General features: G+C 62.6%; 9 protein-coding genes. 6 read left to right on the forward strand and 3 right to left on the reverse strand.

Annotated features, from left to right (window positions below):
• The first annotated feature begins 47 nt into the window (after positions 1-47).
• The 4 genes from prfB to HOP03_16620 all read left to right on the forward strand — a co-directional run bounded on the left by prfB (position 48) and on the right by HOP03_16620 (position 6,316).
• A protein-coding gene (gene prfB / locus HOP03_16605; protein NOT89778.1) for a peptide chain release factor 2 occupies positions 48-1,176 on the forward strand; the annotation gives its coding sequence in 2 pieces (ribosomal slippage) (positions 48-122 and positions 124-1,176; 1,128 coding nt in all).
• Positions 1,177-1,233: 57 nt separating this feature from the next.
• A complete protein-coding gene (gene lysS / locus HOP03_16610) occupies positions 1,234-2,745 on the forward strand; it encodes a lysine--tRNA ligase (protein NOT89779.1) in 1,512 nt (503 codons plus the stop codon).
• 230 nt (positions 2,746-2,975) lie between these two features.
• Positions 2,976-4,049 (forward strand): two-component system response regulator, encoded by a 1,074-nt coding sequence (locus tag HOP03_16615; protein ID NOT89780.1) that lies wholly within the window; start codon positions 2,976-2,978, stop codon positions 4,047-4,049.
• Between the two features lie 5 nt (positions 4,050-4,054).
• A complete protein-coding gene (locus tag HOP03_16620) occupies positions 4,055-6,316 on the forward strand; it encodes a response regulator (protein NOT89781.1) in 2,262 nt (753 codons plus the stop codon).
• Positions 6,317-6,329: 13 nt separating this feature from the next.
• Here the strand turns inward: HOP03_16620 and HOP03_16625 are convergent, their stop codons facing one another.
• The 3 genes from HOP03_16625 to acnA form a co-directional block, all read right to left on the reverse strand.
• The gene (locus HOP03_16625; protein NOT89782.1) at positions 6,330-7,220 is read right to left on the reverse strand and encodes a crotonase/enoyl-CoA hydratase family protein; all 891 of its coding nucleotides are present in this window, start codon (positions 7,218-7,220) and stop codon (positions 6,330-6,332) included.
• 191 nt (positions 7,221-7,411) lie between these two features.
• Positions 7,412-9,091 (reverse strand): long-chain fatty acid--CoA ligase, encoded by a 1,680-nt coding sequence (locus HOP03_16630; protein ID NOT89783.1) that lies wholly within the window; start codon positions 9,089-9,091, stop codon positions 7,412-7,414.
• 156 nt (positions 9,092-9,247) lie between these two features.
• Positions 9,248-11,998 carry an aconitate hydratase AcnA gene (gene acnA / locus HOP03_16635; protein NOT89784.1) on the reverse strand — a complete coding sequence of 917 codons (2,751 nt, stop codon included), beginning with the start codon at positions 11,996-11,998 and terminating at the stop codon, positions 9,248-9,250.
• A 184-nt stretch (positions 11,999-12,182) separates the two neighbouring features.
• Between acnA and HOP03_16640 the strand changes: the two genes are divergently transcribed.
• Positions 12,183-12,440: an AbrB/MazE/SpoVT family DNA-binding domain-containing protein gene (locus HOP03_16640; GenBank protein NOT89785.1), complete on the forward strand. Its 258-nt coding sequence runs from the start codon at positions 12,183-12,185 to the stop codon at positions 12,438-12,440.
• Positions 12,437-12,838 (forward strand): type II toxin-antitoxin system VapC family toxin, encoded by a 402-nt coding sequence (locus HOP03_16645; GenBank protein NOT89786.1) that lies wholly within the window; start codon positions 12,437-12,439, stop codon positions 12,836-12,838. The genes HOP03_16640 and HOP03_16645 overlap by 4 nt, the downstream gene beginning before the upstream one ends.
• The last annotated feature ends 16 nt before the right edge of the window (positions 12,839-12,854 follow it).

Consider the following 12,854-nt stretch of genomic DNA (forward strand, 5'->3'; position numbering starts at 1 on the left):
GGTCCTGCTAGAATCTTCGGTCTTTGTTGCGACTGCACAATCACACCATGATCGAACTCAATCCGATCCGCCAGCGCATCGCCGACCTCCGTGGCCGGCTCGATTCGCTCAGGGGGTATCTTTGACTACGACGCCAAGGTCGAGCGTCTGGAAGAAGTCAATCGCGAGCTTGAAAACCCCGACATCTGGAACGATTCCGAGCGTGCCCAGGCATTTGGTCGCGAGCGCTCGCTGCTCGACAAGACCGTCAACGGCATCCGCGACCTGAAAGACGGTCTGGCCGGCGCCGAGGAACTGCTCGATCTGGTCGAAATGGAAGAGGATGACGACACCGCGCTGGCGGTCCAGGCCGATGTCGAGCGCTACGCGCGTGGCGTCGACCAGCTCGAGTTCCAACGGATGTTCTCCGGCAAGATGGACTCGGCGAATGCCTATGTCGACATCCAGGCAGGCGCTGGCGGCACCGAGGCGCAGGACTGGGCGGAAATGCTGCTGCGCATGTATCTGCGCTGGTGCGAAGCCCGCGGCTGGAAGGCCGAACTGATGGAAGCCAGCGCCGGCGACGTCGCTGGCATCAAATCGGCGACCTTCAAGGTCGAGGGCGATTACGCCTACGGCTGGCTGAAGACCGAGATCGGTGTCCACCGCCTCGTGCGCAAGTCGCCGTTCGATTCCGACAACCGCCGCCATACCTCGTTCACCTCGGTGTTCGTGTCGCCGGAAGTCGAGGACGACATCGATATCGACATCAATCCGGCCGACCTCAGGACCGACGTCTATCGCTCGTCGGGCGCGGGCGGTCAGCACGTCAACAAGACCGAGTCGGCGGTGCGCATCACGCATATCCCGACCAACACCGTGGTGGCCTGCCAGAACGGCCGCAGCCAGCATCAGAACCGCGACACCGCGATGAAGATGCTGAAGGCGAAGTTGTACGAGTTGGAAATCCAGAAGCGCAACGTCGAACGCGATGCGCTGGAAGCCACCAAATCCGACATCGGCTGGGGCAGTCAGATCCGCAATTACGTACTGGATCAATCGCGGATCAAGGATCTGCGCACCGGCATCGAGCGCACCGATACCCAGAAAGTGCTGGACGGCGATCTCGACGAATTCATCGAAGCCAGCCTGAAATCCGGCCTTGAAGCGGGTTCGAAACGTTCCGACGCCGTTTAAGTCCATGGTTCGCGGCTTCTGCCGCGGATCCATTGCCTCCCCATCGAAGATACCGCCATGACCGAAGAACAGACGTTGCCGCAGGACGAGAATGCATTGATCGCGGAACGTCGCGGCAAACTCGCGGCACTGCGCGGGCAGGGCGTGGCATTCCCGAACGATTGCGTCCGAAAGCACTATGCGCGCGATCTGCAGGACGAGTACGAAGATTCCGACCGTTGGACCAGCGAAGCGCTGGACGCCACCGGTCGCCGTATCTGCGTCGCTGGCCGGTTGATGGCCAAACGGGTGATGGGCAAGGCCGCGTTCGCGCAGATCCAGGACATGACCGGTGGCCTGCAGTTGTTCCTGCAGTCGAACACGCTGGGCGAGACATACGATGCGTTCAAGGGCTGGGACGTCGGCGATATCGTCGGCGCCGAAGGCAGTTTGATGCGCACCAGGACCGGCGAGCTGTCGATCAAGGTCGACGCGCTGCGCCTGCTCACCAAATCGCTGCGCCCGTTGCCCGACAAATGGCACGGTCTGAGCGATGTCGAACAGCGCTATCGCCAGCGTTACGTCGATCTGATCGTCAATCCCGAGTCTCGCGAAGTGTTCCTGAAACGTTCGCGGATCGTGTCGGCGATCCGGGGCTGGCTCGATGCACGGCGCTTCCTTGAGGTGGAAACGCCGATGATGCATTACATCGCCGGCGGCGCCACCGCGCGACCGTTCACCACCCATCACAATGCGTTGGATCTGGACCTTTATCTGCGCGTCGCGCCTGAGCTTTACCTCAAGCGGCTGGTCGTCGGCGGCCTGGAGCGGGTCTACGAGATCAATCGCAATTTCCGCAACGAGGGCGTCAGCACCCGCCACAACCCGGAATTCACCATGCTCGAGCTGTACGAGGCCTACGCCACGTACCACGAGGTGATGGATCTCACCGAAACCATGATCCGCGACGTCGCCCGCGACACCATCGGTGTCGACGAGGTCGAGTGGGACGGCAACACGATCGACCTCGCACCCGCTTTCCGGCGCTGGAAGCTGGAAGAAGCGGTGCGGGAGCGCAATCCGGAGATTTCCGTCGCCGATTGCCGCGACCGCGAAGCGTTGGCGGCCCACTGCGCGCGGCTGAAGGTCCACGTCAAGCCGGGTTACGGTTGGGGCAAGCTGCTGCTGGAAATCTTCGAGAAGACGGTCGAAGCCGATCTGATCCAGCCGACGTTCATCACCCATTACCCGGTCGAAGTCTCGCCGCTGGCGCGCGAATCCGACACCGAGCCCGGTATCACCGACCGTTTCGAACTGTTCATCGGCAGCAAGGAGATCGCCAACGGTTTCTCCGAACTCAACGATCCCGAAGACCAGGCCGAGCGGTTCCGCGCCCAGGTCGAAGCGAAAGAAGGTGGCGACGACGAAGCCATGCACTACGACGCCGACTACATCCGTGCGCTTGAGGTCGGCCTGCCGCCGACCGGTGGCCTTGGCGTGGGTATCGATCGTCTGGTCATGCTGCTGACCGGGTCGACTTCGATCCGCGACGTACTGTTGTTCCCCTACATGCGTCCAGAACAGCCGTGAGATCGGGCGGGTCGTGGGGATTTCAAGCCTTCGATCGATCCGTCGGATTGAAAATCACCCGCTGAACAGCAGCGCCCCATCGGGCTATCATCGCAATGCCCCCGTTCTTGCGCATGGCATAGAATGGGGCGCATCACGCGACATGCGAGACACGGCACGGAATTTGCTTTAAATTCCGGACATCGACCAAACTCCGATCCATCACGCAGGCAAGGACGCACGGTATTCGCATGTGGGGCAACTCCGTGAAAATCGTCATCGTTGATGACCAGACTTCCGCACGCACGATGCTGCGGCATATTCTCGAGGACATCAGTCCGGAACTCGAAGTGTTCGACTTCGGGGATTCCGAGGAGGCGTTGCGCTGGTCCGAGAGCAATCGCCCCGACCTGCTGCTGCTCGACTACCGGATGCCGGTCATCGACGGATTGGAGTTCGCGCGCCGCTTCCGTCGCGCGCTGACCAACCGCGATGTGCCCATCGTCCTCGTGACCGTGGTCGGCGACGAGCCGATCCGTCAGGCCGCACTCGATGCCGGTGTGATCGACTTCCTGGTGAAACCGGTCCGTCCCCGCGAGCTCCGCGCACGCTGTCGCAACCTGCTGCAACTCCGCCAGCAGTCCGAATCGATCAAGCAGCGCGCGCTGTCGCTGGAGCAACGCCTGCTCTCCAGCATGCATGAAGTGGAAGAACGCGAACGCGAGACCCTGTCGCGCTTGGCGCGTGCGATCGAATACCGCGACATCGGCACCAGCGCCTATCTCGAGCGTATGGCCCACGTCGCCGGATTGATCGCCGAAGGCCTGGGCATGTCGGAAGACGAGGTGCGGTTGATCGAGCTGGCCGCACCGCTGCACGATATCGGCAAGATCGCGATCCCGGACGAAGTGCTCTTGAAGCCGGGTCCCTTGGACGAGCAACAGCTCGCGATCATGCGCCGGCACCCGCAGATCGGCCATGAGCTGCTCACCGGCAGCCAGAATCGTTTCATCCAGGCCGGGGCGACCATCGCGCTGCGCCACCACGAGCGTTACGACGGCAGCGGTTACCCCGATGGCCTCAGCGGCGCGCAGATCCCGATCGAGGCCCGCGTCGTCGCCGTGGCCGATGTGTTCGATGCGCTGATATCGCCGCGGCCCTACAAAGCGCCATGGAGTTTCGACAACGCGCTCGACTTCCTGCTGGAACAGAGCGGCAAGCTGTTCGATCCGCAGTGCGTGCAGGCGCTGGTCCAGAACAAGCCGCGGCTCCAGGACATCTGCGAGCGCTATTCCACCAGTTCGCAACGACCGGGCATGGAATGACGGCACTGCGCGCCGCTGTCGAGTGGATGCGCGCCCGACTGTTCAATCGGCCGGACAGCGAGCACAAACAGGTGCTCGTGCGGATCGCGATCACCGCGCTGTTCTCGGCTTATCTGGGCTGGCATGTGGGTGCCGAAGCCGCCAGTTCGCAGTTGTTCGTCGTCTGGTTGATACTGCTGGGCGAATGCCTCGTCTCGGTTGCGCTGTTGGCAGGCATTCTCTACAGCCCGGGAATATCCCACGTCCGGCGTTGGATAGGCATGCTCGCCGATTACACCGCAATCGGTGCGGTGATGGCGCTTCAGGGCGAGACCGCATCGCCGCTGTACGGCGTCTATCTCTGGGTCACCATCGGCAACGGTCTGCGCTACGGCAGCCGCTATCTCTATTTCGCCACCGGGTTGGCGTCGCTGTCGTTTCTGGCGATGATGAGTACGACCCCGTATTGGCAGAACAATCCTTACCTGTCGTGGGGTCTGCTTGCGGGCGCCGCAGCCGTGCCGCTGTATTTCGCTTCGCTGTTGAAAGCGTTGACCCGGGCGATCGAGGACGCCCGCAGGGCGAATGAGGCCAAGAGCCGGTTTCTGGCGAACATGAGCCACGAATTGCGGACTCCGCTCAACGGCATTCTCGCCATGGCCGAGTTGTTGTCCGCCAGCAAGCTGCAGAAAGACCAGCGCGAATCCGCCGACATGATCCAGACTTCGGCGCAGACTCTGCTTCTGCTGATCGACGAGGTGTTGGATATCTCCGCGATCGAAGCCGGCAAGATCCGTCGCCAGGATCAGGATTTCGATCTCACCGAACTCCTGTCCCGCGTCTATCGCATGTTGCACCCGCAAGCGCAGTCCAAGGGACTCAGCCTGCATGTCGATACGGATATCCGGGTACCCGGCTCGCTCTACGGCGATGTCACCCACCTGACGCAGATATTGCTCAATCTGCTTCAGAACGCCGTCAAATTCACTCAGCAGGGCAGCGTCACACTGCAGGTCCGGGAGCTGTCGCGCGATAACGAACGCATCCGCTTGCGCATTTCCGTGCGCGATACCGGCATAGGCATTCCGGAAGAAGCGCGGATACGGATCTTCAAGCCTTTCGAGCAGGTCGACAGTGGCCGCGACAGGAGGTACGGCGGCAGCGGTCTTGGCACCACCATCGCGAAGAGCTTGACCGAGCTGATGGGCGGCACGATCGGTGTCGAACCCAACCCGGGTGGCGGCACGCACTTCTGGGTCGAATTGCCGTTCAAATTCTGCTTGGCGCAACCTCAGCTTGCCGCCGCGAAGCTGGAGGAAGAGGCGGAGAACGTACCTCTTTCCGATATCGCTGCCGTGATGTCGGCGGGCGGCAAGCTGGGCGAGAGTTCAGCCAATGTCATCAACTTCGAAGACCCATTCCTGCGCCATCGCCTGCGGGTACGGAACCTTCTGGTCGTTGTCGCGGACGATCAACCCGCGAACCGCATCGTCCTGCAGCGACTGCTGGAAAAAGCCGGGCATCGGACGATTTTCGCCGAGAACGGCGAAGAAGTGCTCGACATCCTTGCGCAGGATCAACCCGATCTGGTGATCATCGATCTGCATATGCCCGGGCTCAGCGGCGTGGATGTCATCCGCCAGGCCAGGGTGATGCAGGCAGGGCAGCCCGCCCGTACGCCCATCATCGTGCTATCCGCCGATGCCACGGTGGAAGCGATGAAGGAAGCCCAGCGCGCAGGGGCTTACCTCTACATGACCAAGCCTATTTCCGTGCCGAAACTGCTCGATACGTTGTCGAATATCGCCTCGGAGGTTCTCATGCAGACGGCATCCGATGCGGCCGGGCGCGATGCGACGGCAAAAGCCGAGGCCGCCACCTCGAAATCGGCGGTGGACAGCACGGCGTCGGTCCTGGAGGAACTTGCGGGGATGGGGCTCGGTGAGCAATTCCTCCGTGAATTCGTCGAGCAATGCCTGCGCGATATCAGTCGCTGCATGAGTCAACTGCAGTCGGCATCGGCGAATGCCGATTACGACGGTATGCGCGAGTCGGCGCATGCGCTGCGCGGCGTCGCGGAAAACATCGGCGCCATTCGTCTGGTGGAACGTTGCCGTTTGGTGATGCGGATCGATAGCGTTCAATTGGCGAAACAAGCTGCGCATTTGACCCGCGATCTCGACGCGCTGGTCGAACAGACTGCACGCGAAATCCACGCTCAATTGCCGCAGTTGCTCAATCCCGGCTTGGGCCGCCTAGATCCCAAGCCTGGACCGGATCCGCTTTGACGGATATTGGCGATCACGCGGTCGCGGCGCCCGGTTCGCCATGACGACGGTACTGCGCGCGCACCAGACGTTCCATCGTACGCAGCGCTTTGTCGCCCAACTGCAGGGCGGTGTCCACCCACACTTCGGTGATGGCCATCATTTCTTCCATCGTGACCGGCTGCGACATGGCGCGGACGCGATGCATCGCGGCACGCGCATGCGGAATCCTGCGATTGTTCCGGATGATGTCGTCGACCGCCTGCACGCCCTGGCCGCGCGGGACCAGTACATCGACCAGGCCCATCTTGTGCAGTTCGTCGCTGCTGTAGATGTTGCCTTCGAGCATGATCTTTTCGGCTTGATGCGGAGCGATGCGCTTGCAAAGGAACGAGTACGCGCCCATGCCGGGAAACAGGTCGAAGAGTACTTCCGGCAGGCCCATGCCGACGCCTTCCTCGGCCACGATCGTATGGCAACTCAATGCGGCTTCGAAGCCGCCGCCGAGTGCGTCGCCCTGGACGAGCGCGATGCTGTGCGCGCCGATTCCAAGGCCATTATGGAAAGCATGCACGCCGCGCACGCACTGGCGCGCGTATCCGAGCAGGGCATTGCGATCCTTGTTGCGAATGGCGCGGCAGAATAGTTCGAGATCGCCGCCGAGATTGAAGACGTCGGAATCCGAAGACAATACGACATGGGGCAGGTGATGCGTGCCGCGCGATTGTTCCATGCGCATGCGGTCCGCAAGCGTCTGCTGGAAGTGCAGGATGTCGTCGATCAGTTCCGGTTTGAAGCATGCGCGGCCCGGATTCGATGCGAGGTCCGCGTGCATGTGGCACCAGTACACTTCGCGTTCGGGATCGTCGTGAGTGCGGAGGGTGTTGTAGCGCGGAACAATATGCAGTTTTTCGACTTTGTTCATGGAAATTCCCCAAGGATATAGGCGGCGCACCGGCCGGGCGGCCCGATGCGATCGGTGTAGGTACAGGAAAGGCCCGGATGGCGCCTGTATGCGCCGAAAAATCGGAAAGTTCAAGTTTCGCCAGCCCGCAAATAAAGACAGGTCGACCCGAGGATCGACCTGTTCTGAGTGGAACTGCGAACTGTGTCGCTTTATGCCGCCGGGGGAGGGTCCCGCAGTTCGCGGCGCAGGATCTTGCCGACGTTCGTCTTCGGCAGCTCGGTGCGGAACTCCACGAATTTCGGCTGTTTGTAGCCGGTGAGGTTTTCGCGTGCGTGCGCCTTCACCTGCTCGGCGGTGAGGTTCGGGTCTTTCTTGACGATCACCACCTTGACCGCTTCGCCGGATTTGTCGTCCGGGACACCGACGGCGGCGACTTCCAGCACGCCGGGCATCATCGCGATCACATCCTCCACTTCGTTCGGATAGACGTTGAAACCGGACACCAGGATCATGTCCTTCTTCCGGTCGACGATGTAGAAGAAACCGTTTTCATCCACCCGGGCGATATCGCCGGTATGCAGCCAGCCATCGCTGTCGATGCTGTGCGCGGTCTCTTCCGGACGCTGCCAATAGCCCTTCATGACCTGCGGGCCCTTGATGCAGAGCTCGCCGATCTCGCCTTGCGGCAGGATGCGATTCTCCTCGTCCTTGAGGCAGGCGTCGGTGGAGGAAATCGGCAGGCCGATGGCGCCGTTGTATTCGGGCAGGTCCAGGGGATTCATGCACGCGGCCGGCGAGGTTTCGGTCAGGCCATAGGCTTCGACCAGCGTACAACCGGTGGCTTTCTTCCAGCGTTCGGCGACGGCCCGCTGGACCGCCATGCCACCGCCGAGGGTGAGACGCAGATGGGAGAAGTCGATCTGGTCGAAGCCGGGCGTGTTCAACAAGCCGTTGAAGAGGGTATTCACGCCGGTGATCGCGGTGAACGGAATCGCGCTGAGTTCCTTCACGAAGCCCGGCATGTCGCGCGGATTGGTGATCAGGTGGTTCCGTCCGCCGAGTTTCATGAAGACCAGGCAGTTCGCCGTGAGCGCGAAGATGTGGTAGAGCGGCAGGGCGGTGATGATGATTTCCGAGCCTTCCCGCGTATTGGCGCTGATCCACGCATGCGATTGCAGCATGTTGGACACCAGGTTGCGGTGGGTCAGCATGGCACCCTTCGCGACGCCGGTGGTGCCGCCTGTGTACTGCAGGAAAGCGATGTCCTGCGGCGTGATGTCGACGGTCGGCAACGTGTGCATCTGCCCGAGCGTCAACGTGTTCTTGAAACGCACGGCTCCCGGAATGTCGTACTCCGGAATCATCTTTTTCACGTATTTCAAGGCGAAATTGACGATCGCGCCCTTCGGGAACGGCAACAGATCGCCGAGCCCCGTGGTGATGACCTGCTTGACCGAGGTTTCCGGAACCACGTCCTGGACGGTCTTGGCGAAATTGTCGAACACCAGGATCGCGCTGGCGCCGGAGTCGACCAGCTGATGCTTGAGCTCGCGCGCGGTGTACATCGGGTTGGTGTTGACCACCGTCAGGCCCGCGCGCAGCACACCGAAGATCGCGATCGGATACTGCAGGCAGTTCGGCATCATGATCGCGACGCGATCGCCTTTCTTGAGCTTCAGTTCGCCGAGCAGATACGCCGCGAACTGTTTGCTGTACTTGTCGACTTCGGCATAGGTGATGGACCGGCCCATGTTCGAGAACGCTGGACGATCGCGATATTTCTCCAGCGACGACTGGAGCACGGATACGATCGAGGGATACTCGTCCGGATCGATCTGTTGAGGTACTCCTGCGGGATAACTCGCAAGCCACGGACGTTCAAGATTCATTAGGCCCCTCCACCTGTTGTTCGACCGCTGGATTGCGGTTCTGGATATCTGCCCGGATTGGAGCATAGGCTCTAGAGGGCCGCAAGACGCTGCCGTATGTTTCCGGCGTCCCGGCCGCTCGCCCGGTCGAAGGGCGGCGACCGGGCGGTGCCCCTGTCAGCCGGTTATTTTCGATGCGAGTTGCCGCAGCACGTAATGCAGGATGCCGCCGTGCCTGAAGTATTCGACCTCCTTCGGGGTGAGCAGCAAGACCCGTGCGACGAAACGCCGCTCGCCGCCGTCGGCCCTGCGGGCGACTACGGTTGCGATCTTGCCCGCGCCGTCGGCCAGACCGGTGATATCGATGATCTCGGAACCGTCGAGGCCCAGGGTCTGCGCATTCTGGCCGTCCTCGAATTGCAGCGGCAGGACGCCCATGCCGACCAGATTCGAGCGGTGGATACGCTCGAAACTCTCGGCGATCACCGCCTTTACCCCGAGCAGGTTCGTGCCCTTGGCCGCCCAGTCGCGGCTGGAGCCGGTGCCGTATTCCTTGCCGGCCATCACCACCAGCGGCACGCCATCGGCCTTGTATCGCATCGCGGCGTCGTAGATCGCCAGCGGTTCGCCCGAAGGGAAGTGGAGGGTGTTGCCGCCTTCCTCACCGCCCAGCATCAGGTTCTTGATGCGGATATTGGCGAAGGTGCCGCGCACCATCACATCGTCGTTGCCGCGGCGCGAGCCGTAGCTGTTGAAGTCGGCGGGCGCCACGCCGCGCGTCTGCAGGAACTTGCCGGCGGGTGAGTTGGCCTTGATATTGCCGGCCGGTGAAATGTGGTCGGTGGTGATCGAATCGCCGAACAGGCCCAGGACCCTGGCGCCATGGAGATCGTCGATCGTTCCCACCCGCATCGACATCCCTTCGAAATAGGGTGGATGCTTGATGTAGGTGGAAGCCTCGTCCCAACGGTAGGACTCGCCTTCCGGGGATTCGATGCGGTTCCAGCGGCTGTCGCCCTTGAACACGTCGGCGTAGCTCTTGGCGAACATCTCCGGGCCGACCGTGGCGGCGATCATGTCGCCGATTTCCTTGTTGCTGGGCCAGATGTCGCGCAGATACACCGGCAGACCATCGTTGCCGGTGCCCAGCGGCTGCGTGGTCAGGTCGATATCGACCGTGCCGGCCAGCGCGTAGGCCACCACCAGGGGCGGCGAGGCGAGGTAATTCATCTTCACTTCGGGATGGACGCGGCCCTCGAAATTGCGGTTGCCCGACAGCACCGATGCGACGACCAGATCGCCGTCGGCGATGCCCTTCGACACCTCGTCCGGCAACGGGCCGGAATTGCCGATGCAAGTGGTGCAGCCGTAGCCGACCACGTAGAAGCCCAGTGCTTCGAGATCGTCGAGCACCCCGGCTTTCCTGAGGTAATCGGTGACGACCAGCGACCCCGGGCCGAGGGAAGTCTTCACCCATGGCGCGGATTTCAGTCCCCTGGCGACTGCGTTGCGTGCGAGCAGACCGGCGCCGAGCATCACTGCGGGGTTGGATGTGTTGGTGCAGGAGGTGATGGCGGCGATCACCACCGAGCCGTCCGCCAGTTCGCAGTCGGTGTCGTGGAGACGGATCTTCGCCTTGGGTTTCGCGGCCAGATGTTCGGCTTGCGGCTGCGCGGCGCCTTCGGCGTCCATGCGCGTGGTTTCCTCTCGCCGGGGCTTGCGCGTGGCGGTCAGGCCCAGCAGGTTCGCATGGTAGTCGGCCTGCACGGCTTCCAGCAGCACGCGATCCTGCGGTCGTTTCGGACCGGCCATCGACGGCTTCACGGCGCCGAGGTCGAGCGCGAGCGTGGCGGAGTAGGTGGCCTGCGGTGTGGTCGGGTCGTGCCACAGGCCCTGCGCCTTCGCATACGCCTCGACCAGCGCGATATGCGCTTCGCCGCGTCCGGACAGGCGCAGATAGGTGATCGATTCGGCGTCGATCGGGAAAATGCCGCAGGTCGCGCCGTATTCCGGCGCCATGTTGGCGATGGTGGCGCGGTCGGCCAACGGCAGGTGCCGCAGGCCTTCGCCGAAGAACTCGACGAATTTCCCGACCACCCCGTGCCTGCGCAGCATCTGGGTGACGGTCAGCACCAGATCGGTCGCGGTCGCCCCTTCCGGCAGTTTGCCGGTCAGCTGGAAACCGACCACCTGCGGAATCAGCATCGACGACGGCTGGCCCAGCATGGCCGCTTCGGCCTCGATGCCGCCGACGCCCCAGCCCAGCACGCCGATGCCGTTGATCATGGTGGTGTGCGAGTCGGTGCCGAACACGGTGTCCGGAAAAGCATAGGCTTCGCCATGGATCTCGCGTTCCATCACCACGCGGGCGAGATGTTCGAGATTCACCTGATGCACGATGCCGGTGTTCGGCGGCACCACCTTGAAGTTGTCGAACGCTTTCTGGCCCCAGCGCAGGAAGCTGTATCGCTCCTGGTTGCGCGAAAACTCGATCTGGCCGTTGAGGTCCAGCGCCTCGAGCTTGCCGAAGACGTCGACCTGCACCGAATGGTCGATCACCAGTTCCGATGGAATCAGCGGATTGATCTGCTTCGGGTCGCCGCCGAGGGCGGCCACCGCGTCGCGCATCGCCGCCAGGTCGACCACGCAGGGCACGCCGGTGAAGTCCTGCAGCACGACGCGGGCCGGCATGAAGGCGATTTCGGTGTCCGGTTCTTCGCTGGCGTCCCAGCGTGCGACCGCCTCGATATGCTCGGGCAGGACGCTCACGCCGTCCTCGTGCCGGAGCAGGTTCTCCAGCAGGATCTTCATCGAATAGGGCAAGCGGGCGAGGGGGCCGAAACGTGATTCGAGCCGGGGCAGACTGAAATAGGTCAGGGAACGACCGTTGATCGTCAGCTGGCTGCGGGTGCCGAAGGCGTCGCGCATGGCAGTGCTCCACGGTGGGGGATGCAACGATTATCCGCCCGGCGCACAACCAAAAGAGTGGTATCGCGCCCCGGATTGCGAGTTGCACGGCACGGTTCCGGGGACGTGCGTTCCGCCCGTTCCGGCATGGAGTATGCGCAGAAAAGTATGTATCATCTGCGCATACCAAGAATAGGAGCCGCCGATGGAAGCGACCGTCGCCGAACGTGGCCAGATCACCCTTCCCAAAGCCGTCCGCGATGCATTGGGTTTGACCAAAGGCAGCGTGCTGAAGGTCGAGCTGGAAGGCAGCCGGATCGTGTTGCGCAAGTCGGTGGACGACGCCATTTCCCGGGCGCGCGGCCGGTTCAAGCTCGATGGATTCGTCTCCACCGACGAAGCCATGCAGGCCGTTCGCGGGCATGCCATCGACGACGATGGCGAGCCAGAACCGCAGCCATGATCGCCATCGATTCCTCCGTCCTCATCGACCTCCTGGCCGACGGCCCGCACGCCGACGCCGCCGAAGCCTGCCTGCGCCAGTGTCTGAGCGCGGGTCCGGTGGTGGTCTGCGATGTGGCGCTGGCCGAGGTCTGCGGCTCGTTGCGCGATGGCGCCGAGGCGCTGGCGGTGCTGGAGGACATGAGTATCCGTTTCAGCCCATTGGAAGCCAAATCGGCCCTGCGCGCCGGCGAAATGCAGCGTCGCTACCGGCAGCGGAACGCCGGAGACGCGCGCGCCGCCCCCGATTTCCTGATCGGCGCCCATGCCCTACTTCAGTGCAATGGACTGATCACCCGAGACGACCGATTCTTCCGTGATTACTTCAAAGGCCTAAAGCTGATCGTGCCCTCAGCCTGATGCCGCCACCCGACAC

This window comes from Lysobacter sp. (assembly GCA_013141175.1).
GTDB lineage: Bacteria > Pseudomonadota > Gammaproteobacteria > Xanthomonadales > Xanthomonadaceae > Lysobacter_I.